The sequence below is a fragment of the Streptomyces sp. NPDC059866 genome (assembly GCF_042731325.1).
Classification (GTDB): domain Bacteria; phylum Actinomycetota; class Actinomycetes; order Streptomycetales; family Streptomycetaceae; genus Streptomyces; species Streptomyces flavusporus.
The window spans coordinates 451,337-477,033 of record NZ_JBHWJT010000002.1 but is presented as its reverse complement, the minus strand read 5'-3'; the positions used below and the strand labels follow the sequence as shown (position 1 = coordinate 477,033).

22 protein-coding genes and 1 pseudogene are annotated in these 25,697 nt (G+C 70.5%); 7 read left to right on the top strand and 16 right to left on the bottom strand.

What is annotated here, in order from left to right:
* Window positions 1-50 precede the first annotated feature (50 nt).
* From ACFV7R_RS04390 to ACFV7R_RS04380, 3 genes are all read right to left on the bottom strand, one after another.
* On the bottom strand, window positions 51-650 hold the full coding sequence (locus ACFV7R_RS04390; RefSeq protein WP_385259710.1) for a YceI family protein: 600 nt from the start codon (window positions 648-650) through the stop codon (window positions 51-53).
* A gap of 127 nt (window positions 651-777) precedes the next feature.
* Window positions 778-1,524 (bottom strand): SDR family oxidoreductase, encoded by a 747-nt coding sequence (locus ACFV7R_RS04385; RefSeq protein ID WP_385259707.1) that lies wholly within the window; start codon window positions 1,522-1,524, stop codon window positions 778-780.
* Window positions 1,525-1,637: 113 nt separating this feature from the next.
* Window positions 1,638-3,368: an L-aspartate oxidase gene (locus ACFV7R_RS04380; protein WP_385259705.1), complete on the bottom strand. Its 1,731-nt coding sequence runs from the start codon at window positions 3,366-3,368 to the stop codon at window positions 1,638-1,640.
* 172 nt (window positions 3,369-3,540) lie between these two features.
* Here ACFV7R_RS04380 and fdxA point away from each other — a divergent pair, with 172 nt between their 5' ends.
* Complete coding sequence (fdxA, locus tag ACFV7R_RS04375; protein WP_385259702.1) at window positions 3,541-3,927, top strand: ferredoxin; 387 nt, start codon at window positions 3,541-3,543, stop codon at window positions 3,925-3,927.
* Between the two features lie 59 nt (window positions 3,928-3,986).
* Here fdxA and ACFV7R_RS04370 read toward each other — a convergent pair whose 3' ends face one another.
* Both ACFV7R_RS04370 and ACFV7R_RS04365 read right to left on the bottom strand, forming a co-directional pair.
* Complete coding sequence (locus ACFV7R_RS04370; RefSeq protein ID WP_385259699.1) at window positions 3,987-4,484, bottom strand: Ohr family peroxiredoxin; 498 nt, start codon at window positions 4,482-4,484, stop codon at window positions 3,987-3,989.
* A 126-nt stretch (window positions 4,485-4,610) separates the two neighbouring features.
* Window positions 4,611-5,508, bottom strand: a pseudogene (locus ACFV7R_RS04365) (RNA polymerase sigma-70 factor).
* A 205-nt stretch (window positions 5,509-5,713) separates the two neighbouring features.
* On the opposite strand from ACFV7R_RS04365, the gene ACFV7R_RS04360 reads away from it, so the two are divergent.
* Window positions 5,714-6,355: a DUF5134 domain-containing protein gene (locus ACFV7R_RS04360; protein ID WP_385259696.1), complete on the top strand. Its 642-nt coding sequence runs from the start codon at window positions 5,714-5,716 to the stop codon at window positions 6,353-6,355.
* Between the two features lie 7 nt (window positions 6,356-6,362).
* On the opposite strand, the gene ACFV7R_RS04355 is transcribed toward ACFV7R_RS04360, so the two are convergent.
* From ACFV7R_RS04355 to ACFV7R_RS04335, 5 genes are all read right to left on the bottom strand, one after another.
* The gene (locus ACFV7R_RS04355; protein ID WP_385259694.1) at window positions 6,363-7,754 is read right to left on the bottom strand and encodes an aldehyde dehydrogenase family protein; all 1,392 of its coding nucleotides are present in this window, start codon (window positions 7,752-7,754) and stop codon (window positions 6,363-6,365) included.
* Window positions 7,754-8,854, bottom strand: coding sequence for a phenazine antibiotic biosynthesis protein (locus ACFV7R_RS04350; RefSeq protein WP_385259692.1), 1,101 nt, complete (start codon window positions 8,852-8,854; stop codon window positions 7,754-7,756). Before ACFV7R_RS04350 ends, ACFV7R_RS04355 begins: the two co-directional genes overlap by 1 nt.
* A 75-nt stretch (window positions 8,855-8,929) precedes the next feature.
* Window positions 8,930-9,640 carry a PIG-L deacetylase family protein gene (locus ACFV7R_RS04345; protein ID WP_385259766.1) on the bottom strand — a complete coding sequence of 237 codons (711 nt, stop codon included), beginning with the start codon at window positions 9,638-9,640 and terminating at the stop codon, window positions 8,930-8,932.
* 29 nt (window positions 9,641-9,669) lie between these two features.
* Window positions 9,670-10,932, bottom strand: a complete 1,263-nt coding sequence (locus tag ACFV7R_RS04340) for an NAD(P)/FAD-dependent oxidoreductase (protein ID WP_385259689.1) — start codon at window positions 10,930-10,932, stop codon at window positions 9,670-9,672.
* 149 nt (window positions 10,933-11,081) lie between these two features.
* Entirely contained in the window at window positions 11,082-11,849 is a 768-nt protein-coding gene (locus ACFV7R_RS04335; protein WP_385259686.1) for a class I SAM-dependent methyltransferase, read from the bottom strand.
* A 268-nt stretch (window positions 11,850-12,117) separates the two neighbouring features.
* On the opposite strand from ACFV7R_RS04335, the gene ACFV7R_RS04330 reads away from it, so the two are divergent.
* The 4 genes from ACFV7R_RS04330 to ACFV7R_RS04315 all read left to right on the top strand — a co-directional run bounded on the left by ACFV7R_RS04330 (window position 12,118) and on the right by ACFV7R_RS04315 (window position 16,642).
* Entirely contained in the window at window positions 12,118-13,056 is a 939-nt protein-coding gene (locus tag ACFV7R_RS04330) for a 2-hydroxyacid dehydrogenase (protein ID WP_385259684.1), read from the top strand.
* A gap of 227 nt (window positions 13,057-13,283) precedes the next feature.
* A complete protein-coding gene (locus ACFV7R_RS04325) occupies window positions 13,284-14,903 on the top strand; it encodes a cytochrome bc complex cytochrome b subunit (protein WP_385259683.1) in 1,620 nt (539 codons plus the stop codon).
* Between the two features lie 237 nt (window positions 14,904-15,140).
* Entirely contained in the window at window positions 15,141-15,983 is an 843-nt protein-coding gene (locus ACFV7R_RS04320) for an alpha/beta fold hydrolase (RefSeq protein ID WP_385259681.1), read from the top strand.
* Between the two features lie 167 nt (window positions 15,984-16,150).
* A complete protein-coding gene (locus tag ACFV7R_RS04315) occupies window positions 16,151-16,642 on the top strand; it encodes a GNAT family N-acetyltransferase (RefSeq protein ID WP_385259680.1) in 492 nt (163 codons plus the stop codon).
* Window positions 16,643-16,730: 88 nt separating this feature from the next.
* Here ACFV7R_RS04315 and ACFV7R_RS04310 read toward each other — a convergent pair whose 3' ends face one another.
* The 3 genes from ACFV7R_RS04310 to ACFV7R_RS04300 all read right to left on the bottom strand — a co-directional run bounded on the left by ACFV7R_RS04310 (window position 16,731) and on the right by ACFV7R_RS04300 (window position 21,617).
* Window positions 16,731-17,954 carry a 2-oxo acid dehydrogenase subunit E2 gene (locus tag ACFV7R_RS04310; protein ID WP_385259678.1) on the bottom strand — a complete coding sequence of 408 codons (1,224 nt, stop codon included), beginning with the start codon at window positions 17,952-17,954 and terminating at the stop codon, window positions 16,731-16,733.
* 118 nt (window positions 17,955-18,072) lie between these two features.
* Window positions 18,073-20,760: a pyruvate dehydrogenase (acetyl-transferring), homodimeric type gene (aceE, locus tag ACFV7R_RS04305; protein ID WP_385259676.1), complete on the bottom strand. Its 2,688-nt coding sequence runs from the start codon at window positions 20,758-20,760 to the stop codon at window positions 18,073-18,075.
* Between the two features lie 116 nt (window positions 20,761-20,876).
* A complete protein-coding gene (locus ACFV7R_RS04300; RefSeq protein WP_385259674.1) occupies window positions 20,877-21,617 on the bottom strand; it encodes an SDR family oxidoreductase in 741 nt (246 codons plus the stop codon).
* A gap of 289 nt (window positions 21,618-21,906) precedes the next feature.
* Between ACFV7R_RS04300 and ACFV7R_RS04295 the strand changes: the two genes are divergently transcribed.
* Window positions 21,907-22,365 (top strand): cupin domain-containing protein, encoded by a 459-nt coding sequence (locus tag ACFV7R_RS04295; protein WP_385259673.1) that lies wholly within the window; start codon window positions 21,907-21,909, stop codon window positions 22,363-22,365.
* A 95-nt stretch (window positions 22,366-22,460) separates the two neighbouring features.
* Here the strand turns inward: ACFV7R_RS04295 and ACFV7R_RS04290 are convergent, their stop codons facing one another.
* The 3 genes from ACFV7R_RS04290 to ACFV7R_RS04280 all read right to left on the bottom strand — a co-directional run bounded on the left by ACFV7R_RS04290 (window position 22,461) and on the right by ACFV7R_RS04280 (window position 25,567).
* The gene (locus tag ACFV7R_RS04290) at window positions 22,461-22,955 is read right to left on the bottom strand and encodes a cupin domain-containing protein (RefSeq protein WP_210572009.1); all 495 of its coding nucleotides are present in this window, start codon (window positions 22,953-22,955) and stop codon (window positions 22,461-22,463) included.
* Window positions 22,956-23,078: 123 nt separating this feature from the next.
* The gene (locus ACFV7R_RS04285; protein WP_385259671.1) at window positions 23,079-24,605 is read right to left on the bottom strand and encodes an MFS transporter; all 1,527 of its coding nucleotides are present in this window, start codon (window positions 24,603-24,605) and stop codon (window positions 23,079-23,081) included.
* Window positions 24,602-25,567 (bottom strand): alpha/beta fold hydrolase, encoded by a 966-nt coding sequence (locus tag ACFV7R_RS04280; RefSeq protein WP_385259668.1) that lies wholly within the window; start codon window positions 25,565-25,567, stop codon window positions 24,602-24,604. Before ACFV7R_RS04280 ends, ACFV7R_RS04285 begins: the two co-directional genes overlap by 4 nt.
* Window positions 25,568-25,697: the final 130 nt, after the last annotated feature.

The window sequence follows — 25,697 nt, the reverse complement described above, 5'->3', positions numbered from 1 at the left end:
GGGTGGTCCCGAAGCCGGGACCACCCCGCCCACCCACATCCGTTTTTCCGTCAGGCCGCCGCGTCCTGGTCGGCCCGTACGGCCGAGATGTCCAGGGTCAGGGTCACCTTGTCACCGACGAGGACACCCCCTGTGTCCAGCGGCGTGTTCCAGGCCAGTCCCCAGTCCGAACGCCGCAGGGTGGCCCTGCCGTCGAATCCGACGCGATGGTTGCCGAAGGCGTCGCTGCCGGCCCCACCGAAGGTGATGTCGATGGTCAGGGGCAGTTCGACGTCCTTGATGCAGAGGCTGCCCAGGAGCTGGAACTCGTCGTCGCCGAGCGGGGTGATCCCGGTGGAGCGGAAGGCCATCAGGGGATACGTCGCCGAGTCGAAGAAGTCGGGCCCCGCCAGGTGCGCGTCGCGATCCGCCACGCCCGTGTCCAGGCTGTCGGTCTGGACACTGACGTACGCCTCCGAGCGGGACGGCTCGGCGCCGTCGAGTTTGAGCAGGCCCTCGAAACGTTCGAACCGTCCACGGACGTTGGAGACCATGGCGTGCCGGACGGAGAAGCCGATCGTGCTGTGGACCGGGTCGATGGTGTAGGTACCGGTCACTGCCGGATATGAAACGACGACCGGTGAAGCTGTCTTGTCGCGATGAATCAGCATGGTGAGTGGCTTTCTCTGCGGTTGCTGTCTGTGCCGGAGGTGAAGAGGGGCCTGCCGTGCCGCGGTGCGGACGACAGGCCCCATCCCTCTGGCCGGCGGGCCCTCGAGGGGCCCGCCACACGCCGACTCAGCTCTGCTGGGCGAGCCAGTCGGCGAACCGGGTCGCGCCGATGTTCGCGTCCGGACCGGGGAGCAGCGTGGTCTCCTTCAGCTCCGCACCGAAGTACGGGGCGTGCACGTCGGTCACGACCTTGCGCGGGTCCTTCTTGGCGGCCAGGCCCTTGCGGATCAGCTCGTCGAGCTGGAACTCGTCGGGGCCGGCGATCTCCACGACCCCGTTGACGGGGCCGCCGACCGCGGTGCGGCCGACCGTGGCGGCCACGTCGTCGGAGAAGACGGGACGGATCTTGACCGGGGCCAGCCGGACGGTGTCACCCTCGGTCGCCGCCTCGGCGATGCCCTTCATGAACTCGAAGAACTGCGTGGCGTGAACGATGGAGTAGGGGATGCCGGACTCCTTGATCAGGGTCTCCTGCGCCTGCTTGGCGCGGAAGTAGCCGCTCTCCTGCAGCCGCTCCGTGCCGACCACGGAGAGCGCCACGTGGTGGGTCACACCCGCGTCCGCCTCCGCCTTGAGGAGGTTGGTGGTCGAGGTCCGGAAGAACTCCATCACGGCATCGTCCTCGAAGGACGGCGAGTTGGACACGTCGATCACGACCGACGCACCGGTCAGGACCTCGGCCAGCCCCTCGCCCGTGAGCGTGTTGACGCCGGTGTTCGGGGCGGCCGGTACCGCCTCGTGACCGTGCTCATTGAGCTTGGCCACCAGCTTCGAGCCGATCAGTCCGGTACCGCCGATGACTACAACCTTCATGGTGACGATCCTTTCGAGACGTGCGGTGTCGTCCGCACCGGGAACGACCGAGTGCGGACGTTTTCTGTGACACGGGAGCTGTGCGTGAAGCGTTTCTCTCGGCCGGAGGGCCGCTATTCGACGAGCTTTCCGTCGGTGGAGACTTCCGCCATGAGGGACGCGATCTCGTCCGGAATGGCAGGGATGCTCTCGCGGGTGATTCCCGTCGTCGGGGACCAGACGAGGTTCACGCGGAGGGCGGGATCCATGTCGGGGAAGTCACTGCGGTTGTGACACCCGCGGGTCTCCCGGCGTTCCAGCGCCGCTTCGAGAGTGGCGCGGGCCGCGAGGGCGGCCGACTTCAGGTCGAAGGCGTGGGCGAGGTCCTGGAAGCCGGCGATGTCGGGGTGCACCCCTACGTTCTGCATGCGTTCCTCGATGGCGTCCAGTTCCGCCAGCCCGGTGCGCAGACCCTCTTCGTCGCGGACGACACCGGCGTGCTCGGTCATCGTGTTGCGGATCGCGCGCTGGAGCGCGCGGACGTTCTCGGGCCCGTCGGCGGCGAGCAGTTCCTCGACTTCGGCGCGCGCCTGGGCCACGGCGGTCGCGGACCGGGGCTGCGCGGTGAGCGACTCCGAGTAGGCGGCCGCCGCCTGACCGGTGATACGGCCGTAGACGAGGAGTTCGATCAGGCTGTTGCCCCCCAGCCGGTTGGCGCCGTGCAGTCCGCTGGACGCCTCGCCGATGGCGTACAGGCCGCGCACGTCGGTGCTGTGGTCCTCCGGACGGACCCAGACGCCCCCCATCGAGTAGTGCGCCGTGGGGGCGACCTCGATGGGTTCACGGGTGATGTCGAGCATCTGCAGTTCGAGGAGCGTCTGGTAGACCCGGGGCAGCCGGTTCATGATCGTCTGACGGGGCAGATGGGAGACGTCGAGCCAGACCCCGCCGTTGGGGGTGCCGCGGCCTTCCTTGATCTCGGTGTAGGAGGCGAGGGCCACGCGGTCGCGAGTGGACAGTTCCATGCGCTCGGGGTCGTAGCGGTTCATGTACCGCTCGCCGAGGGCGTTGCGCAGGATGCCGCCCTCGCCGCGGGCGGCCTCGCTGACCAGGGTGCCGGCGGCGTTCTCCGGTTCGATGATCCCGGACGGATGGAACTGCACCAGCTCGGGGTCGCGCAGGCGGGCCCCGGCCTCGACCGCCAGGCGGAAGGAGTCGCCGGTGTTCTCGTCCCGCCGGGAGGAGGTGCGGCGCCAGATGCGCGTGTGCCCGCCGGCCGCGAGGATGACGGCGTCCGCGTGGACGAGGTAGCCGGTGCCGTTGTTCAGGTCGAAGCCGTAGGCCCCGAAGACAGCACCTTCGTGGACCAGCAGCCGTGTGATGTACACGGTGTCGAGCATGGGTATGTCGAGCTGGCTCGCACGCCGGATGAGGGTGCGCTGGATCTCCAGGCCGGTGTAGTCACCGGCGAAGGCGGTACGGCGGAACTTGTGGGCGCCGAAGAAGCGCTGGGAGATACGGCCGTCCCCTTCACGGGCGAACTCCATGCCGTACCGCTCCAGGTCGTCGATGCCCAGGGCCGCCCCCTGGGTGACGATCTCGGCGGTGCGGGGGTCGCCGAGGAGGTAACTCTCCTTGAGCGTGTCCGCGGCGTGCTGCTGCCAGGAGTCCTCGGGGTCCATCGTGGCCAGCGCCGCGTTGATGCCCCCGGCGGCCAGGGACGTGTGGGTGTCCTCCTTGGGACGCTTGCCGACGGCGACGACGTCGACACCGGCCTCGGCCAGTTCGATCGCGGCCCGAAGGCCGGCACCGCCGGTACCGATCACCAGCACCGTGGTGGAAATTTGTCGTTCGGTGATAGGCACGATTGCTCCCGGTCGCAATGGGTGGTCACTGACTAGACCAGGTCAGGCGGCGGTTTGTGACAGTGGCAGAACCCGTGTCACAACGTGACGGTGTTCCTGGTCATACAGACGAGCCCGACGTCCGCGCGAGCCGGCCCCGCGACGCGTTCGACGTTCGAGGAGGAGGAGAGGGATGACATACGTCATCGCGCAGCCCTGCGTCGACATCAAGGACCGGGCCTGTGTGACCGAATGCCCCGTGGACTGCATCTACGAGGGCTCACGCACGCTCTACATCAACCCCGAGGAGTGCGTCGACTGCCACGCGTGCGAACCCGTCTGCCCCGTGGAGGCCATCTTCTACGAGGACGACCTGCCGCCGGACTGGGCGCACTACCTTGCCGTCAACGCCGAGTACTTCACCGCGGCGGCTCCGGAGCCCCGCCGACCGCGTGACACGGTGGGCGATCACCCTCTCGTCGCGGCACTGCCGCCGCAGAGTCTGAGCAAGAAGGAGATCTCCGTCTTCACCGCCCGCAAGGAAGAAGCCGCCGACGCGGACCTGTGGTTCCCGTCCTGACCGCCGCCCCGCGACGAGCAGCCGCCGCCGGGGCGGCTGCTCGTCGCGGGGCGTGCCGGTCAGGAGGCCAGCGTGATGGTGGTCGGCGTTCCCCGCCAGGCCATGCGCGCGTACGGACACAACGCGTCGGCCTTCTCGATCAGGTCGTCGGCCGTCTCGGGAGCGACTCCGGGCCACCGCACCACCAGATCGACGTGCAGCAGATAGCCGCCGTCCTCCGGGTCCCGCCCGAAGGCGACGGTCGCCTCGACGGAGATCGCCGCCGGATCGAGGCCCTCCTGACGTGCCAGCAGGCTCAGCGCGCCGTGGAAGCACGCCGCGAAACCCGCCGCGAAGAGCTGCTCGGGGTTGGTTCCCCGGCCGTCACCGCCCAGCTCGGCCGGCATCCGCAGGTCGAGGTCGAGGGCGCCGTCGGACGAGCGGGCCCGGCCGGAGGCCCGTCCATGTGAGGCCACGCCGCCGTGGACGGTCACGGTGGTCGTGTAGATGGGCGAGAACTCCTCTCCGTTGTAATCCTTCTCGGTCGACAGGGTGGGCAACTGGATCCGCTCGGTCACGGCATGACTCCGTTGTCGTCGAAGTGCGCAGTCCCGGCAGAGGCCGGGACTACTGAATGACCGACAAGCAGCCGTAACTGTGACGCCCGGTCCCTCGATGCCCGCGAAGGCCCGACCGCAGCTCGGTCAGTCCCTCAGCGAGGCCACGAACGGCTTCAGCTTGTCCGGGTTCATCACCCACATGATCCGGTCGATGCCGCCCGCCGAGATGTCGGCGGTCAGCAGGGCGACCGGCTCCCCGCCGGACGAGACCAGCACGGCCGACCGGCCGTTCGCCTCGACCCACCGGATCTCGGACTGCGGCCAGAAACGCGGAGCGAAGGCCACGAGGTACTGCGAGACGTGAGCCCGTCCGACGACCGGGACCTTGGACGCGCCGCGGATTCCGTTGCCGTCCGAGTAGCTGACGACATCGGCGGTGAGTACGTCCTCCAGTACCGACAGGTCGCCCGTCCGCGCCGCGGAGAGGAAGACCTCCAGCAGCCGCCGATGGGCCGCCGGCGTGACGCGCTCCTTGCGCTCGGCAGCCAGGTGCCTGCGCCCGCGGCTCACGAGCTGACGGGCGTTGGCCTCGGTGATCTCCAGGATCTCGGCGACCTGTCCGTAGGGGTAGTCGAACGCCTCCCGGAGCACGTAGGCGGTTCGCTCCAGGGGATTCAGCTTCTCCAGCAGGAGCAGCACCGCCATGTCCAGGGCTTCGGCCCGCTCCGCGCCCAACTGCGGATCCTGCGCGGTGTCGACGGGCTCGGGAAGCCAGGGCCCGACGTAGGACTCCCGGCGTACCCGTGCGGACTGGGCCAGGTTGATCGCCAGCCTCGTGGCGACCGTGGTCAGGAAGGCGAGCGGCTCATTGACCTTCGCACGGTCGGTGTTCTGCCATCGAAGCCAGGTCTCCTGCACGATGTCCTCGGCCTCCACCGCGCTGCCCAGGACTCGGTACGCGATGCCGAAAAGCCGTGAGCGCGCCGAAAAGGAAGTCCTTCGTCGCTTGGTCCAGGGTGCCGGGTTGGGCGCCAGCGTGCATGGGTCGTCCCTTCTGGCTTCGTGCGCCCCATGCTACAAGCGGCCGCGGACGGACGCAGCGTCGGATGGTCGTCCGGCCGCCCCGGCGCCGTCACGTTGGCACACCGTGTCATCCGGTCGCTCCCGGACAACCGTCGTCGCTGTCACGGATCGATCGCACACCTGGTCAGGACTGAGAAACCGTCATGGACCAGGAGGTGCACCCAGTGTCGGACAAGACGCCAGCACTGCACATCGTGCACTGCATGCTGACGCTGCTCTTCGTCGTCGTGTCCCTGCATGTGCTGCGGCGCGGGGTCCGGTCACCGGGAGCGGGCCGCCGCGACCGGGTGGACCACCTCCTGCACTTCGCCATGGCGGCGGCCATGGCGATCATGCCCTGGAGCCTCGGCCGGTCGCTGACCGGCCGGACCACGGTGGTGCTCTGTGCGGCGGCCACGCTGTGGTTCCCGCTGACCGCGCTGTACCGCCGTACGACGGGCACGGTGGCGGCGATCGCCGGGCGGCTGCCGCCGGCCGCGGGCATGGCGGCGATGGCCTGGATGTCGCGGACGCCCCACGGTGGGGCCGCGCCCGGCCACGAGACCCTGGCCGGAGGTGTTCCGGTCGCCCACCACACCGCGGCTCACGGCCCCGCGGCGAGCGCATCGATGACGGCGGCCCTGGTCACCGCCGCGCTGACGCTCAGTCTCCTCGGCTTCGCCGTACGGTCGTTGATGCGCCCCATGCCCGCGCTGCGGACCGCCACGGGCGCCGCGCACCGCGCCGCCGCGGCGGACCCGTACGGGCACGTCCGCGACGGGGCAATGGCGTTGGGGACGGCCGTGATGCTGGTCCTGCCGCACTGACCGCCGTTCACTCGAAGCCGACAACGGCCTTGCTGCGCATCAGGAAGTCCGACAGGTAACTGTCGTGCGGCACGCCCGGAGCCATCCAATGGGTAGGCCGGTCACCGGCGTACACATTGGCGATGGTGGGTTCCGCCAGCAGGGTGTCCAGCAGGGCGTGGTCGCGCGAGAGGACCGAGAGGACGAGGGTCTCCCGCAGCGGCGCGATTCCGTCCGAGCGGTTCCACGGCGCGACCCACACGCAGGGAAAGGGGAGTTCGGCCCGCAGTTGCGCGGCTCCCGCGTGGTCGACCTGGTGGACTGCCGGACGCAGTACGGCACTTCCGTCCCCGAGGTCGTCGACGATGCCGTCACCGCCGAGCCAGGCGCGGGTCCCCGCCGCCACCTTCTGCAGATAGGAGTCGAGGGCCCAGGCCCGGTCCAACGGGCACACCGGGAGTACCGCCCTGGTGTCCTGGGGCGGCAGGCCGGGCAGCCGGGACAGGCGGTCAGCGACGGCCTCGGCGAGCGGTGCCGGATCGCCTTCGACGAGGACGGCGGTGGCGTTGACGCACGCGGTGCCGCCCTCGTCGGCGACGGATTCGACGATGGTGTCGAGGTACTCCCGCCAGTCCGTGTCCGCGGGGACGAGGATCTTGGTCCGGCCGGGCCCCTGCGGCAGCACGCGGGCATCGTGCGCGTACCGGGCGACCACGTCGTCACCGCCGTACACCACCGCGCGGTCCGCACCGCGGATCAACGCCCCGGCGGCCTGGTGGTCCGTGGGCAGCAGCACGAGCTGGTCCTCCCGGACGCCCGCCCGGTGCAGGGCTCCGACCAGGCGGTGCGGAGTGAACGGCTCCCGCCGGGACGGACGTACGGCGACGCGGTAGCCCAGCGTCAGCGCCTCCAGCCACAACCGGTGGACACCGGGATGGTTGCCGGAGGCGTTGACGGCGAACACCTCGCCCCGGCGGGCCCATACGGCGTGCCCGGACCCGAGGGCCGGATCCCAACTGTCCCGGGCCGCCCCGCGCGGCCTGCCCCGGTCGGCCGAGGAACGGGCCAGGCTGACGAATCTCGCGGTGTCCCGTGTCGCGGTGCGCACCACCGTCAGTGGGCTGCCGGAGGTGCGGCTCACCAGGTGTTCGTACTCGCGTACGCCCAGCCCGCCGATGGTGCCGGTGGCGAACTCCTCGGCGGCCGCCTCCAGAAGGGTGTCCATGCCGGCCGTCGGTACGGCCTCGGCCTTGCGCAGCGCGGCCAGGGCGCGGTCGACGTAGACCGGCGGCACCAGGCTCAGTCGCGCCACCTCGGCACCGGACACGTCCGTCACGCTGCTCGGTACGCGCGTCCGGTAAGGGCCGCCTGGGCCCAGCGCGTCCAGGTACACCGGCCCGTCGGCCTTCACGACCGTCATCAGTACACGCCCTCGATCACGGTCTCGCCCTTCACCGTGGCCACGGGCGCCACGTCCGCGACGGCGTCGCCCGCGTGGCCGTCGGCCGGCCGCACACGCACCGCCGTGTCGCGTTCCGCGTTGTTGGGGATGAGCATGGACTTGCTGACGTGACTGACGATCACCTGGCCCCGCTCACCCACCTCGACGCGTTCCCCGGTGGCGGGGTAGACGACCGACAGGAACACGTACGGCGACACCGGGTCGAAGACGCAGGGCTGCGAGGCGTCGAGACCGGGGCGTTCGAGCAGCGCGGTGAGCATCATGGTGTTGCCGTACATGCCGATGAGCGGCACATCGGGAAAGACCTCCGTGGCCAGCAGGTGCCGGGTATCGGGGTCCATGTGGGTGCCGCCCCAGAGGATCGCCCGGACGGAACCGTTGATCCGCTCCAGGAGGTCGTCCTCGCGGGCGAAGCGTTCCAGCAGCGGCGTGGTGGCGGCCAGTACCCCGATGTCCTGGGTCAGCAGGATCCGGCGGCACTGTTCGACGAGATGGTCGGTGTAGGACTCGACCTCGTCGCTGCGGCCCGCGGCGATCAGCTTCTTCACCCAGCGGGGGTCCATGTCGATGCTCAGGCCCGGGCCGCCGAGCGACGCCGCCGCCCGCTGCAGTACGTCCCCCACCAGGTGCGGACCGGTCGGCGCCACGGTCAGCCACTGGGCGCCGAGGGGCAGGCCGTGCTCCCGCAGCCGCCGGTCGACCTGCTCGGTGCTGCGCCGCATCCAGTCGTCGAGCTGGACGACCCGCTTGGGCGCCCCGGTCGTCCCGCCGCTGTCGAAGACGTTGATCAGCCGGGCGTCGCTGCCGTAGCCCCGGGGGATCAGGTCCGCCACCGGTACGTGCCGCAGCTCGTCGGTGAGGTCGGGGAAGAGCGACAAGTCGTCCACGCCCTTGACGTCCCGTCGCGGATCGAAGGCGAGCCGCTCGGCTCGGTCGAGCCAGTAGCGGGAGCCGGTCGCCGGGTCGAAGTGCCAGCGCATGGCCGCTCGTACGAACTCGTCCGGATCGACGCCGTCGGACGGCCCGGCGTCCAGAACGGCGGGGGACTCGTACGTCATCAATGGTCCTTTCTCGGTGCGGCCCGTGCGGATGACGGGGCTGCCCTGCGAAGCACGCGGATTGGCGGACGTCGGTCATCGGCTGAACAGTTCGAAGGCGACGGCGGGACCGCCGGTGAACCGCGCGCTGTGGAGGCGGGTGCTGTCGGCCAGGAAGCGACGCACGTACGTCTCGGGGTCCTCGTCGGTCAGGGCTTCGAGGTAGGCCCGGTGCCGCAGCAGGGACTGCACCGCCTGTTCGAAGCCGGCCTCGGCGGACACGGCGTGGGACGGCGTCGGCGAGTTGGCGACGGCCACCCACCGGACACCGTCCCAGGGCCGGAGCCCTTGTTCGGCGAGTTCAGGGAAGATCCAGCGGTTGCCGGCGTCCGCCGCCGCGTCCAGCACGGCGCGACCCACCGCCACGTGGTCCGGGGTGTTCCAGGCGCCGCCGGCCCAGGTGTCCCGGTGATTCAGCGTGAGCACCAGCTCGGGCCGGTGACGCCGGACGGCGGCGGCGATGTCGCGGCGCAGGGCCACGCCGTACTCGATCACACCGTCCCGGTGGTCGAGGAACTCCACCGCCGGGACACCGACCGCCGCCGCGGCGGCACGCTGTTCCGCCTCGCGCAACGGGCCGGCCCGCTCGGGCGTGAGGGTGTCGATGCCGGCCTCACCGCGGGTGGCGAGCACGTAGGTGATCTGCCGGCCCTCGGCCACCCAGGCGGCCACGGCCGCCGAGCATCCGTACTCGAGATCGTCGGGATGCGCCACCACCGCCAGGGCGCGCTGCCAGTCGTCCGGCATCGGCCGCAGTGGTGCGAGGGAAGCGTCGGTCACGCCTCAGCTCCCGCCGGCCGCGCGTGCCGCGGAAGCAGGCTCTCCAGCGGGACCGAAGGATCGGCGAGGACGGCGTCGTCCGTCTCCGTGCCGGACTCGATCAGGGCACGGACCGTCCCGATGACGTCCCACACATTGACGCTCATCCCTGCCACGACCCGGTTTCCGGACATCCAGAAGGCGATGAACCGCCGCTCTTCCCGCGCCCCGCGGAAGACCACACGGTCGTAGCCGCCCGGTTCGGCGTACCCGGTGTACTCCATCCCGAGGTCGTACTGGTCGGTGTAGAAGTACGGCAACCGGTCGTACACCGCGTCCTTGCCCAGCATGCTCAGCGCGGCGGTACGCGGCTGGTGCAGCGCGTTGGCCCAGTGCTCGACGCGCAGGTGCCGGCCGAGCCGCGGGTGGTAGGCGTTGGCGACGTCACCGGCGGCGTGGATGCCGGCCGCGGAGGTCCGCAGCCGCTCGTCCGTCACGATGCCGTCGCGCACCTCGAGGCCCGCCTCCTCGGCGAGACGGACGTTGGGCGTGATGCCCACGCCCACCACGACGGCGTCCGCGGGCAGGTGAACCCCGTCGGCGAGCTGCACGCCGTCGACGCGGCCCCCGGTTCCGGTGATCCGCTCGACACGGGCGTGGGGACGCAGGTCCACCCCGTGGTCCTGGTGCAGACGGGCGAAGACCTCGGCCGCTTCCCGGCCCAGCACCTTCAGCAACGGCAGTTCGCCACGTTCGAGAACGGTCACGTCCGCGCCGGCGGCCCGGGCCGCGGCGGCCGTCTCCAGACCGATCCAGCCACCGCCGACCACCACGATCCGGGCACCCTCGGTGAACGCGGCCTTCAGCCGCTCACTGTCGCCGACGCGCCGCAGGTACAGCACGTTCTCCAGGTCCGCGCCGGGTACCGACAGACGGCGCGGGGAGGAACCCGTCGCCAGGAGCAGCTTGGCGTAGGGCACGCGACGGCCGTCGTCCAGCGTGACCTCCGCGGCATGCGCGTCGACGGAGGTCACGCTGGTGCCCAGGAGCAGCTCGACGTCGTGTTCGCGGTACCAGCCCTCGGGGTGCACGTGAATGGACTCGCGGTCCTCCTTGCCCAGCAGATAGCCCTTGGACAGCGGCGGTCGAATGTAGGGCCGTTCCCGCTCGTCCCCGATGACGAGGAGCGGCCCGTCGTGGCCGTGCTCGCGCAGTTCCTCCGCGGTCTTGCCCGCGGCCAGGCCGCCCCCGACGATGACGAACGTATTCACAGGCGACATGAGATCCCCGTCCCAATTTGTGAGGCGCACACAGCGAGTCGTGTGGTCCGGTAATCCATCAGACCGGTCGACGACACCGTTTGTGACATCGCTGTGCGGGGGTGCCGGGGCGGTCACCGTGGCGTCTCCGGCGCCTTCCGGCGGCCGGTTCAGGTGTGGTCCGGCCGTGTGACGGCCAGGACGCGGGGATCGTCGTGGCCCGGCAGCGGGACGAACTCGTGCCGTTCGAGGTCGGCAATGAGGCGAGCGCGCGAGGCGGGCCACATCCAGAACGTCTCCGTGTGCTCCCGCAGCACACCTTGGGCGCCGCGCACCCAGTATTCGACGCGGTTGCGGATGCGATATCCGGCGGTCGACATCGTCATGCGGCCCCCGTACACGTGCTCGCCCACCCGCTTCTCCGGCAGGAGGCGTACGACGTCACGGGCGGGCAGCACGGCGGGCGGGAGCTGCAGGAACAGTGAACCCCCGGGGACCAGGGCCGCCCGGACCGCGGGCCAGAGCACGTCCCGCGCGGCCGGGGGGAGACAGGCGACCGTGTTGTGGCACACGGCCACGTCCGCGACCGCGTACAGACCCGCCCGGTCCAGCGTGTACGGGTGCACGGTCACCCGCTCCCGCTGGGGCGCGGGCAGGACGGCGAGGCGGGTCAGCAGCGATGTGCGCATGGCCCGTGCGGGCTCGACCGCGTGCACGTCGACCCGGGACTCGGTCAGGCTCATCAGGGTGACCCGCCCGGTCCCGGCACCGATGTCCAGCACACCGAGACGGGCCTTCGCGACCTCACCGCCGTAGATATGACGGACGCGGGTCTCGTCCTGGTCGGCCTGCAAGATGTCGTAGAACTCGGCGGTGACGGCATAGGAGTCCGGGTACGGCCGGGTGGGCGGTGCTTCTGTGCTGACAACAGGGTGCATGTCAGCAAGACAGTGTGTGAGCCGAGCGTGTGACAGGCGGGTCGCCTGCGACGACCGGCCGGTGTCTCGCGGAAGTGACCGCTGCCCCTGGGGAGCGATCGCTGCCCCCTGGAGAGTGACCGCTGTCACGGGCGTGTGCTGTCACAGATGAATGACATGTGCAGTCAGTTCTCTTGGTCCGGCCTCGGAGCCGGACCGGCCGTGCACCGGCCCGAGTGCCGTGTGTTTCCGGCCCACGAACCCGGAGTGAAAGCAGAGCCCCGTCGACATGAGCGCGAACTCCCCCCAGGTATGGCTGCCCGCCGACTTCGCCGATCTGGCCGACCTGCCGCCCGGACTCAACTACGCCCGCTGGGACGGCCGTTCGGACTTACCCTCGGACCCCGCGAAGGTCGAGTTCTACGCCCCGCCGCTGACCCAGGACATCGACATCATCAGCAGGCCGCTGAACCGGATGACACGTCTGCGCGTGGTCCAGGCACTCAGTTCGGGGACCGACGAACTGCGGGCGGCTCTGGACCGGCTCCCTCGCCAGGTGACGCTCTGCAACGCGCGAGGAGTCCCCGCGCCGAGCACGGCGGAACTCGCCCTGACCCTCATCCTCGCCTCGCTGCGGGGCATACCGGAGGCACTCCGCGCCCAGGACCGCGGGGCGTGGCGCCCGCAGTTCTCCCCCTCCCTGTACGGCCGGTCCGTGCTCATCGTCGGCTACGGCGCCGTCGGTTCCGCGGTGGAGGACCTCCTGGCGCCCTTCGGCTGCGCGGTGACCCGCGTCGCGAGCGAGGAACGGGACTCGCGGCGTGGGCGGGTGCACTCCGTGACTCGGCTGCCCGACCTCCTCGCGGACGCGGACGTCGTCGTACTGTCCATCCCGCTCACCCCGCAGACCCGTCAGCTCTTCGACGCGGGCCTGTTGGCACGCATGAAGGACGGCGCCCTGCTCGTCAACGTGTCCCGAGGAGCCGTCGTCGACACCGACGCCCTGCTGAAGGAGGCACACGCCGGTCGGTTGTGGGCTGCGCTCGACGTGACCGACCCCGAACCGCTACCGCAGGCACATCCGCTCTGGACGACACCGGGCGTGCTCATCACCCCGCACGTCGGAGCGTTCACCCTCTCCCTGTGGCCGCGCCTCGAAGCGCTCATCCGACGCCAGTTGGCCCGATTCGCCGCGGGCGAGGAACTCGAGAACATCGTGACCCGCTGACACTGCTGATCCTGCTGACCTCGGGCCGGGCCGTCGGCGTCACACCCCAGCCGTCTCCCCGGTCAAGGTGTCGACAGAAGTTCACGAATTATGCCCGAACGGCACAGTCGTGGAGGAGTCGGCCTGACCGCGCCGTATGCACGCCGAACGGGCCTCGCGGCCGGAACCCGGGACTGCGGCGCGGGCCGCGGTGAGCGTCGGGTGACGCAGAGATGAGTGGTGAAGAGATGAGCAACGACAGCCGGCCGGCCGAGCCGGAGCAGGGGCGCACGGGGGAGAGGGTGGCCCAATGGGCGGAGGGCCGACTCGGCTACCGCCGTGTCGTCCGCTCCGCACGGCGCCTGGTCTTCCCCGAACACGCGTCGTTCCTGCTCGGCGAGATCGCGCTCTACAGCTTCGTCATCCTGCTCGTCACCGGCGTCTATCTGAGCTTCTACTTCCACCCCTCCTCCGAACTTGTGGTCTACCAGGGCAGCTATGCCCCGTTGCGGGGGCAGTTGGTGTCGGAGGCGTTCGACTCGACCCTGCACATCTCCTTCGACGTCCGCGGCGGTCTGCTCATCCGCCAGGCGCACCACTGGGCAGCCCTGGTCTTCGTGGCCGCCGTCTTCGCGCACATGATGCGGGTCTTCTTCACCGGCGCGTTCCGCAAACCGCGAGAGCTGAACTGGATATTCGGTTTCCTGCTGCTCACATTGGCGATGTTCGCGGGACTGACCGGCTACGACCTTCCCGACGACCTGTTGTCCGGAACCGGGCTGCAGGTCGTGAACGGCACCCTTCTGTCGATCCCGGTCGTCGGGACCTATCTGTCCTTCTTCCTCTTCGGCGGCGAGTTCCCCGGCGACGACCTGATCGCCCGCTTCAACGTCCTGCACGTCCTCGTCATCCCCGGACTGATGGTCGCGTTGATCGTCGGCCACGTGGCCCTGGCCGTACGCCACCGGCACACCCAGTACCCCGGCCCCGGCCGCACCAACAGCAACGTCGTCGGCCTCCCGCTCAAGGTGTACGCCGCCAAGGCCGCCGCCTACTTCTTCTTCGTGTCCGGCGTGATCTTCTTCATGGCCGCCGTCGCGCAGATCAATCCCGTGTGGAAATACGGACCCTTCCGCCCCGACCAGGTCTCCGCCGGATCCCAGCCCGACTGGTACATGGGCGTCGCCGACGGCCTGCTGCGCGTCATGCCGGGCTGGGAGATCGACTTCTGGGGTCACACCCTGGCCCTGGACAACTTCCTGCCCCTGCTGATCGGCGTGCTGCTCTTCCTGGCCATGGGCGCCTATCCGTTCCTGGAGTCCTGGGTCACGGACGACGACCGCGATCACCACCTGCTGGACCGCCCACGCAACCGCCCGGTGCGGACCGCCCTGGGCGTTGCCTGGCTCAGCGTGTACGCCGTGGCTCTCGTGGGAGCCGCCAACGACATCATCGCCATCCGGCTGAACATGTCCGTCAATGCGGTGACCTGGACCGTGCGCATCGGCCTGTTCGTCGTCCCGGTCCTGGCCTTCGTCGTCACCAAACGGCTGGCACTGGGCCTGCAGCGCCGGGACCGCGACAAGGTGTTGCACGGCCGTGAGAGCGGTGTCATCAAACGCCTTCCGGACGGCGGGTACGTGGAGATCCATGAGCCCCTCGCCCCGGCGCGACTGCACACGCTGACCGCTCATGAGCAGTACCGGCCCCTGACGGCCGTAGCCGTGCGGGACGCGGACGGTGCCATGCCGACCCGTACCCAGCGGCTGCGCGCCGGGCTCAGCCGTGCCCTCTACGGCACCGGCACACAGGTCTCCAAGCCCACGGCGGCCGAGTACAAGGAGATCTCCGACCGTCACCGGCCCTGACCGGTGCACGCCTGGCGGAACCTGACATCGCGACATGTCACACCTTCCGTTGTTCTCCGGTCTTAAGGAATGAAAAGGCGACACAACGTGTGGGCGGGTGCGACCAGCACCGCCCACACCGCCTCACCCCGTGCACCCGCGGCTCGCCGCTTTCAGCGCGCACCTTCACCGCCCACCGGCACCGCCCCTCCCGCCCAGGGAGACCTGCGCACCCAATCCGCCCGAAAGGCACTCGACATGATCCGTAACCCCCGCATCAGCAGGGCCCGCAGTGCGTTCACCGCGCTGGCCGGCGCCAGCATCGCCGCCGGCCTGCTCGCCACCACGGTCGCCCCGGCCTCCGCCGACAAGGGCACTCCCGACCAGGAGCCCAAGCCCACCGTCGTCCTGGTCCACGGTGCGTTCGCCGACTCCACCAGCTGGAACGGCGTCATCAGCAGGCTCCGGCACGACGGCTATCCGGTCGTCGCCGTCGCCAACCCGCTGCGCTCCCTGAGCGGCGACTCCGCCTACCTGAAGAACATCCTGGCCGACATCGACGGGCCCATCGTGCTGGCGGGTCACTCCTACGGCGGTTCGGTGATCAGCAACGCCGCCACCGGCAACGAGAACGTCAAGGCGCTGGTCTACCTCGCCGCCTTCCTCCCGGAGAAGGGTGAGAGCGCCGACGACCTGTCGGGAAAGTTCCCCGGCAGCACCCTGGGGGCCGCGCTGCGCCCTGTGCCGATCACGAACGCCGACGGTTCGCAAGGCACCGACCTCTACATCCGGAACGACAAGTTCCGCCACCAGTTCGCGGCCGATGTGCCCCGTAACAAGACCGAGCTGATGGCCGTCACGCAGCGACCGATCACCGAGGCGGCGCTCGCTGAGGGCGCGGCCGAACCGGCCTGGAAGACCATCCCGTCCTGGGTGCTCGTGGCCACGGGTGACCGCAACATCCCGCCCGCAGTTCAGGAGTTCATGGCTGAGCGAGCCGGCGCCCACACCACGGAGGTCCGCGCCTCCCACGCGGTGAGCGTCTCGCGGCCCGGCACGGTGACCGAGGTCATCGAGGAAGCTGCTCGCGCGGTGCGCTGACCCCGCACCCGGAGATCGAGGGCCGGCGGTGTACCGCCGGCCCTCGACCGGCATCTGGGAGGGCACACCCGACCGGTCCGGCCGGTCAACGGAACCGACCCCGCTCAACCTACCGCCGGGCCCGCGCGCACGGACAGGCACCGGCCCGGCCGCGCAAGGACGTACTCATGCGCCGCGAACCGCGCATCACCCCAACAGGACTCGGCGACCTCGCCCGCCACGTGGCGATGCACCGCCGCTGCTCACCGCAGTCCGTGTGGAGCCGCTACCACCGGGCCATGGCCGACCCCCGGACCTACCTGCCCACTCTGCTGTCCCGCCCCGGCTCGGTGCATCTGGCCGCGCGGGACACCATCGGTCGTGTCGTCGCCGTCGGCCACTTGCTGCCGGACCGCACGGGCGTGGAGGCCGCACTCCTCGTCGAGGACTCCTGGCAGGGCCGCGGACTCGGTACCCGCCTACTGCGCCACTTGGGCCACCACGCGCTGACCGGCGGCTGGGAGACGCTCTACGGGTTCTTCCTCGCGGGCGACGAACGGATCGACACCATCCTGCGCCACGTACCCGCCCCTGTGGGACGGAGGGAGGACGGGGGCGCCGTCACCGTCTCGATCCAGGTCCACGACCTGGCGGACAGACTGTCGGTCCGTCGACCCTGACGCCCGGCCGTGCCGCGGGCGGAGACGGCGAAGGGCCGGTGCGAGCGTCCGCCCGCACCGGCCCTTTTCCGCGCCCAGGCGCCGGGAACTACACAGCGTCCTCGAAGGACCCGGACTCCAGGATCGCCCTGACCGCGGTCAGATAACGGGCCGCGTCCGCCCCGTCCACCAGCCTGTGGTCGTAGGACAGCGACAGGTGCACCAGGTCCCGGATGCCGATGACCTCGTCGTCGCCGTCGCGCACCACCGCGGGTCGCCTGACCGTGGTCCCTACGCCCAGGATCGCGGCCTGGTTCGGGGGCACGATGACGGTGTCGAACAGGGCACCGCGCGAACCGGTGTTGGAGATCGTGAACGTCGCGCCCGACACGTCGTCGGGGGTGAGGTGACCACCGCGGGCCCGCTCGGCCAGGTCGTGGACGGCCCGGGTGAGCCCGGCGACCGTCAGGTCACCGGCGTTCCTGATGACCGGGGTCATCAGGCCGTTCTCCGTGTCGACCGCGATACCGATGTTCTCGGTGTCGAAGTAGGTGATGGTCCCCTCGGCCTCGTTGATCCTGGCGTTGACCACCGGGTGGGCCTTCAGCGCCTGGGCGGCGGCCATGATGAAGAAGGGCAGGGGGGAGAGCTTGAGGCCCTCGCGGGCCAGGAAACCGTCCTTGGCCCGATTCCGCAGCCGCATCAGCCGTGTGACGTCGGCCTCGACCGTGCTGGTCAGTTGCGCCTGCTCGTGCAGGGCCTTCTTCAGGTTGTTCCCGATGGCCTTGCGGATGCGAGTCATCGGGACCGTCCGACCGCGGAGGGTGGATGCGGCAGGCGCAGGCGCAGGCGCAGGCGCCGGTGCAGGCATAGGTGCGGCGGGTGCGGGGACTGCGGGCGTGTCAGGCACGACCGGCGCCGGGACGGCCTGCGGAGCCTCGGCGGGCGCGGGCGCGGGCGCGGGCGCGGGCGCAGGCACAGGTGCGGGTGCGGGGGCAGGCGTGGGAGCCGGGGTGGGCGTCGGGGCGGGCGTCGGCGTCGTGGCCGCCGGTGCCGGTGCAGGCGTCGGCGTCGGCGTGGCCGCCGGGACGGCGTCCGACGTGCCGATGACGCCGAGACGGGCGCCGATCTCGACGGTCTCGTCCTCGGCGACGGTGATCTCCAGCAGGACGCCGGCCGCGGGGGAGGGGATCTCGGTGTCGACCTTGTCGGTGGAGACCTCCAGCAAGGGCTCGTCGGCCTCGACTCGTTCGCCGACCTGCTTCAGCCAGCGGGTCACGATGCCCTCGGTGACTGACTCGCCGAGGGCCGGCAGGGTCACGGAAACCGTCATGATGTCGTTCAACTCCTCATGGATCGGCAGGGCGTGAGTGCCCCCCGAACCTGTTGTCCACGGTTTGCGGCATGCGGCCCGTACGGCGCATGCGGGGTCGGTCGCGGCACGCCGGCACTCACCGGTCGAGGCCGTAACGTGCGCGGGCCTGAGCGACGGTCGCCGACGGGATCTGCCCGGCTCGGGCCAGCCGGTCCAGCGCGGTCACCACGATCGACTCGGCGTCCACCCGGAAGTGCCGACGCACGTCCTCACGGGTGTCGGACAGCCCGAAACCGTCGGTGCCCAGGGAGTAGTAGTCCTGTTCGACCCACTGGCTGATCTGGTCGGGTATCTGCCGCATCCAGTCGCTGACGGCCAGCACCGGCCCCGGCGCTCCGGCCAGGGCCCGGGTGACGAACGGTGTGTGGTCCTCGCCCCGCATCCGGGCGTCGTCGGCACGCATCGCGTCCCGGCGCAGCTCGGTCCAGGACGTCACCGACCACACGTCGGCGTACACCTGCCAGTCGGAGGCGAGCAGTTCCTGTGCCCTCAGGGCCCAGTGGATGGCCGTACCGGAGGACAGCAGTTGCAGCCGGGGACCGTCGGTGACGGGTTCGGCGGGCCGGAACCGGTAGATGCCCCGGAGGATGCCCTCCTCGATGCCGGGGACCGCCGGCATGGCGGGCTGCACCTTGGGCTCGTTGTAGACGGTCAGGTAGTAGAAGACGTTCTCGGGCCGCTCGCCGTACATCCGGCGCAGACCGTCGCGGACGATCACCGCGATCTCGTAGGCGAACGCCGGGTCGTAGCTGATCGCCGCGGGGTTGGTGGAGGCGAGCAGGTGCGAGTGGCCGTCCCCGTGCTGCAGGCCCTCACCGGTCATCGTCGTACGCCCTGCCGTGCCGCCGACCACGAAGCCGCGGCCCATCTGGTCGGCGAGCGCCCAGAACTGGTCGCCGGTGCGCTGGAAACCGAACATGGCGTAGAAGATGTAGAACGGGATCATCGGCTCGCCGTGTGTGGCGTACGAGGTCGCCGCGGCGGTGAACTCGGCGACCGAACCGGCCTCCGTGATGCCCTCGATGAGCAGTTGCCCGGTGGTGCTCTCCTTGTAGTGGAGCAACTGGTCCGCGTCGACCGGGTCGTAGTTCTGGCCCTGCGGCGAGTAGATGCCGGCCGTGGGGAACATCGACTCCATGCCGAAGGTGCGGGCCTCGTCGGGGATGATCGGCACCCAGCGGGCCCCGCTGTGCGGGTCGCGCATCAGGTCCTTGACCAGCCGGACCAGCGCCATCGTAGTGGCGACCTCCTGGTGGCCGAACCCCTTCTCCAACGCTTCGAAGGGCCTGGCGGGCGGCTCCGGCAGCGGCTTGGCGGTGACCCGGCGCAGCGGCACGGGACCGCCCAGCGCGGCCCGGCGTTCGCGCAGGTACCGCACCTCGGGCGAGTTCTCCCCGGGATGCCAGTACGGGACCTGGTCCCCGGCGAGCGCCGCGTCGGGGATGGACAGCTCCAACAGGTCGCGCATCGCCCGGAACTGATCCATCGTGAGCTTCTTCATCTGGTGGTTGGCGTTGCGGGACTCGAACGCCGAGCCCAGCGTGTGCCCCTTCACCGTCTGGGCGAGGACCACCGTCGGCGCGTCCCGGTGCTCCACGGCGGCCCGGTAGGCGGAGTACACCTTCAACGGCTCGTGTCCGCCCCGCGAGTTCTCGAACAACTCGACCACCTGCGCATCGCTCAGGGAGGCGGAGAGCGCGGACAGGGCGTCACCCTGGAAGAAGTTCTTGCGTATGTAGGCGGCGTCCCGCACGGCGAGCGTCTGCATCTGCGCGTCGGGCACCTCGCCCAGCCGGCGCACCAGGTCGCCGGTGGTGTCCTGGCTCAGCAGCGGGTCCCAGGCTTCTCCCCACAAGGTCTTGACCACGTTCCAGCCCGCACCGCGGAACCGTGCCTCCAGCTCCTGGACGATCTTCGAGTTGGACCGTACCGGCCCGTCCAGGCGCTGCAGATTGCAGTTGACGACGAACGTCAGGTTGTCCAGGCCCTCGCGGGAGGCCAGCGTCAGGGCCGCCATGGACTCGGGCTCGTCCATCTCCCCGTCGCCCAGGAACGCCCACACCCGTGAGGCCGAGGTGTCCTTGATACCGCGGGCGTGCAGATAGCGGTTGAAGCGGGCCTGGTAGATGGCGCCGAGCGGGCCGAGCCCCATGGACACCGTCGGGAACTCCCACAGCCACGGCAGCCGTCGGGGGTGCGGGTAGGACGGCAGGCCCTGACCGCCCGCCTCCCGCCGGAAGGCGTCCAGCTGCGCCTCGCTCAGGCGTCCTTCGAGGAAGACCCGGGCGTAGATGCCGGGGGAGGCGTGCCCTTGCAGGAAGAGCTGGTCCCCCGAGCCGTCCCCGTCCTTGCCCTGGAAGAAGTGGTTGAACCCGATCTCGTAGAGCCAGGCGGCCGAGGCGTACGTGGAGATGTGGCCGCCCAGTCCCAGCCGGGAACCGCGGGTGACCATCGCCGCGGCGTTCCACCGGTTGAGCGCGGTGATCCTGGACTCCATCTCCAGGTCACCGTCGAACTCCGGCTGCGCCGCGGCCGGGACGGTGTTGACGTAGTCCGAGAACAGCAGCCCCGGCAGCGACGTTCCCGTCCGCGCGGCGAACTCGTGCACGCGCCGCATCAGATACACAGCCCGTTCCGGCCCGGCGTTGCGCACTACCGCGTCGAGGGACGCCTGCCACTCGGCGGTCTCCTCGCGGTCCCGGTCGGGTAGCTGGTCGAGCTCACTGATCACAGGTGTCTCAGTGGGCCGGGACGGTTCATTCATGGCAGCCTTCCTGTCACGGCGTGAGCGCCGACGATGTCGGACGCGGACACGGTGGGTGTCGTGGGCAGTCGACCTGGTGGGTTGCGCGGGCGACGAGGCGGCGCCGCCCGGTCACCTCAGCGGTTCTTGAGCCACTGGGCGAACGTGTGGTGGCCCAGGTGGGCGTCCGGCCCGGGGAGGAGGGCCCGCTCCTCGACCACGGCGCCGAAGAACGGGGCACGCGCGTCGGCGACGACCGGGCCGGGCCGGCCCAGGGTGCCCAGCAGCGCGGCCGTGGCGTCGTCGAGGCGCACCTCGCCGGGACCGGCTGCCTCGACCACGCCGAACTCCGGCAGCCCCACCGCGACATGGGCGACCGTCGTGGCGACGTCGTCCGCCGCGACCGGCCGCAGCAGCAGGGGCGGCACGTGCACACCGTCGGACCGGGTGCCGGCCACGGCGGCGGCCGCCACCGACTCGTGGAACGGCGTGGCACGGACCACGGAATACGGGATGGTGGTGTGCCTGATCAGGTCCTCCTGCGCGGCCTTGGCCCGGAACCAGCCCGAGCCGACCCGGTCGGCGCCCACCACCGACAGCGCCACGTAGTGCTCCACGCCCGCCGCGGCGGCGGCCTTGAGGAGGTTGCTCGTCGAGGTGGTGAAGAAGTCCGTGCTGACCTGTTGGTCCCGGGAGGGCGCGTCGGTGACGTCCACGAGCACCTCGGCGGTGCGCAGCATCCGGGCGAGACCTTCCCCGGTGCTGACGTCGACTCCTTCGCCGCGGGAGATCGGCACGACCTCCACCCCGTGGTCTCGGAGCCTGGCGACGGTCCGGGAACCGATCAGGCCGGTGGCACCTACGACGACGACTTTCATCTGGGTCTCTTCCGTCAGGGGGCGTGTGAACCCGCTGGATGTCGGTGGCAGACAGTGGCGGACATTGGCGCGTGCCACCGTGCTCACCAGACCTAGACAGCGCGCATTCGTTTCTTGTGACACCGCGCCCTGCCTCCCGGGGTGCGGGACGCGAACCGACTGTCGTCCCTTGTCACAGATCCGGCCGACACCTGGTCAGAAGGATCGAGCGGTCTTACGACCGGACATGAATCGTGTCAGCGGACGATGTGTCGCCCGTGCACGGTGGAACCACGGAAGGTGCGACCCAGTGTCGGAGAACTCACAGCACGACCACCACGGCCACGGTCACGGAGACGGCGGCGCGGACGGCCCCAGCTGGACCCGCGCGGCGAAGATGCTCCAGGACGCCTCGCCGATCACGGTTCCCGAGGGCGCCTCGGCGATGACCATCCACGTCCAGTGGGAGCCCGGTGACCCCGGCACCCCGCCGCACCGTCACTCCGGCCCGGCCTTCGGGTACGTCGTCAAGGGTGCCGTTCGCTTCGAACTCGAGGGTGAGCCCGAGCGCATCATCGAGGCCGGCGGCACCTTCTGGGAGCCGGGCGGCGACGCCATCCACTACCAGGACGGCAACGCCCTCGACGACGAGACGACGGAGTTCGTCGTCACCATGATGTGCGCCCCCGGCAAGCCCATGCTCGAACTGGTCGAGGAGGAAGAGCTGAAGGAGCGCGCCCACCTGCGCGCCCCGAGGCCCACCGCCTGACCTCGCGGTCGGACGCTCACAGCGGGCCCCGTACCCGTGACACCGGTCGTCGCCGGGAGGTCACGGATACGGGGCCCTTCCGCTGCCGGCCGCTCCTACTCCACGAAGTACGAGTCGTGCCTGTCGAAGAACGCGGCACGCTCCTCCTCGGAGGCGTGCGCCAGCTGGGAGACCTGCTCGAAGTACTCCTCACGCGGGGCGCCCGGGGTGAACAGCAGCAGCATGTCGGCCGGGGCGTCGGAGTCGTTGCGGAAAGCGTGCAGCCCGCCCTGGGGCACGTGCAGGAAGTCCCCCTTGCGGGCGTCGACCCACCGCACACCGTCGAACACCCGCACCGTGCCGTCGAGGATGTAGAACGACTCCGAGATCCGCTTGTGGTAGTGGGTCTTGGGGCCGCCCGCCCTGGGCCGCATCTCCACGCGGTACAGCCCGAACTCACCCCGTGTGGTGCCGGTGGTCGCCAGATAGTGGAGGGCGTCCTTCCCGGTACCGCTCTCACCGATGTCCGGCGGTGTGGTGGCCGGCCGGAAGACGGCGCTGACCTCACCGTCCTCTCCCCAGTACTTCTGTTCCGGGTACGGGTACGACATGTCTGGTTCCTTTCCTGGGGCCGGCGCGCTGTGACGCGCCGGCGCGGACCACCGCGACAGCGGTCCTCTGCACTACGGGACCGGTGAGCCCGCGGCGGTGTGACCGCCGAGGCTCCGGTCGTGTCATTCGACGGCTTCGTGACGGATGAAGCGGGACACCAACGGGGGTTCCATCAGCCACCCGTGAGTCCGCCCGTGCGGCGGATGCGGGGCGGTGGCGGTCTGCCGCAGTGTGCCGAAGGAGACCGCCGCGCCGACGGCCAGCAGGGCCGCGCACAGGGGCATGGCCCGGGTGAAGGCCGCGTCGAAGGCCGCGTCCGACCGGTATGCCTCGGGGCCCATCCCGACCAGCAGCGGCAGCGCCGCCACGGACACCAGACCGGCCGCCCGGGCGGCGGCGTTGTTGATGCCGCTGGCCAATCCGGCGTTCGAGGCGTCCACCGAGGCCAGCAGGGTCACCGTCAGCGGAGCGACCATGATGACCATGCCGCTGCCCATCACCAGCAGGGCGGGGAGGATGTCGTAGACGTAGGACGCGCCCTGCCCGACCCGCAGCATCATCACCATCCCCGCTCCGCACACCAACGGGCCGACGGTGAGCGGCACCCGCGGTCCCAGCCGCTGGGCGAGCATCCCGGAGTGGGACGAGAACAGCAGCATCAGCACGGTGCTGGGCAGCATGGCCGCACCGGCGGCCAGCGCCGAGTAGCCGACGACGATCTGCAGGTGCAGGGCCGTCAGGAAGAAGAAGCCCCCCGTACCGGCGTACACGCACAAGGTGATCACATTGACGGCGGTGAACTGCCGGGAGGCGAAGATCGTCGGCGGCATCATCGGGTCACCGCTGTGTTGCTCCACGCGGAGGAACGCGGCCCCCGCCAGCACGCCGCCGACGGCCGCGGCGACGGCCACCGGACCTCCGTCGCGCGCCTCGGTCAGCGCGTAGGTGACCAGAGCGAGCGCCAGGGCGCCCAGGGCCGCACCGGGTATGTCGAAACCGGCCCGCCACCACCCTCCCGCGCGGGCCGCCTCCTTGTGCGGTGCGCCCACGGACTCCGGGACATGACGCAGCGCCACGGGCACGCACACCAGCGCCGGGACGATGCTCAGCAGGAAGGTCCAGCGCCAACCGGGGCCGTCGACCAGCCACCCGCCCAGGAACGGTCCGAGGGCGGCGCCGATGCCGCCGAACCCGGACCACAGGCCGATCGCGCGCGGCCGGTCGTCCGGGTGGAAGGAGGTCTCGATGATCGCCAGTGAGCCGGGGGTGAGCAGCGCTCCGCCGACGCCCTGGAGTGCCCGGGCGGCGATCAGCGTGTTGGTGTCCGGGGCCAGGCCGCACAGCAACGAGGCCACCGCGAACCACACGATGCCCAGGACGAAGACGCGGCGCCGCCCGAAACGGTCTCCCAGGGAGCCGCCCAGCAGGATGAGTCCTGCCAGGGTCAGCATGTAGGCGTTGACCGTCCACTGGAGCACGGCGAGGTCGGCGTCGAAGTCCTCGCCGATGTGGGGGAGCGCGACATTGGTGACCGTCGAGCCGAGCAGCACGACGCCGGATCCCAGGACGGTGGCCAGCAGGGTCCACCGGCCACGGGCACTGGCGATGCGGAGGACGGCGGTGCCCTCCGGAGTGGGGGCCTGGTTCATGGCGCGTCCTGGCGTCCCCGGGCGAAGGGTTCGCGGCCGGCCTGCTCCTGCCGCAGGTCGCGCACGTCGCGTACGGCCGCCGCGAACGCCTCTGGGCGCTCCTGCGGAAGGTTGTGGCCGGCGTCCGCCACCTTGCGGTGGAGCCGGGGGCCGGTGAAGTGACGGGCGGACGAAGAGCCGTCCGTGGCCGGGAAGTTGCCGTCGGCCAGACCGTCCAGGGTGATGGTGGGCACCGTGATCGCCGGCAGCCCGGCCAGACGCGCTTCCAACTCCGCGTACTGCTCGGCGCCCGGCGCGAAACCGAGCCGGTGCCGGTACGAATGGAGCACTACGTCGGTGTAGTCGGGGTTGGTGAAGGACTCCGCTGCCCGATCCAGATCACTCTCGCGGAACGGCCACTTCGGGGAGTTCCGCTTCCAGATGACCCGTGCGATCTCCCGGGGGTCGTTCGCCAGGCCGGCCCGTCCCCGCTCGGTGAGGAAGTAGTAGAAGTACCAGAAGCCCGCCTCCCGTTCGGGTGCGAGAGGGATCGCCGCCGCGCCGATGTCCTGGATGAGGTAGCTGTTGACCGAGACCAGGCCGAGGACGCGCTCGGGCCACAGGGCGGCGGCGACATTGGCCGCGCGCCCGCCCCAGTCGTAGCCGGCGAGGTAGGCGCGCTCCACGCCCAGGGCGTCCATGAAAGCGACGACGTCCGCGCCGAGGGCGGCCTGCTGACCGGAGCGCGGAGTCGATCCGAAGAGGAATCTGGTGGGGCCGTGCCCCCGCAGATACGGAACGACGACCCGGAACCCGCTGTCCGCGAGCAGTGGGGCCACGTCCACGTAGCTGTGGATGTCGTAGGGGAAACCGTGCAGGAGCAGCACGGTGTCCCCGTCCGCTGAACCCGTCTCGTAGTAGGCGACTTCCAAGACTTCCGTGCTGACCCGTCGCAGGGGGGCGAGTGCGTGGCGTTCTGACATGAGGGTCCTTGGGATGCGTGGCCCGCGACGGATGGCACGGCCCGCCCGGCGGGCGCAGCCGGTCGGCTCACGACGACAGCGGTGCCGTGTTTTCACGACGACAGCAGCGCCGCGTGCGACGCGACCGTGC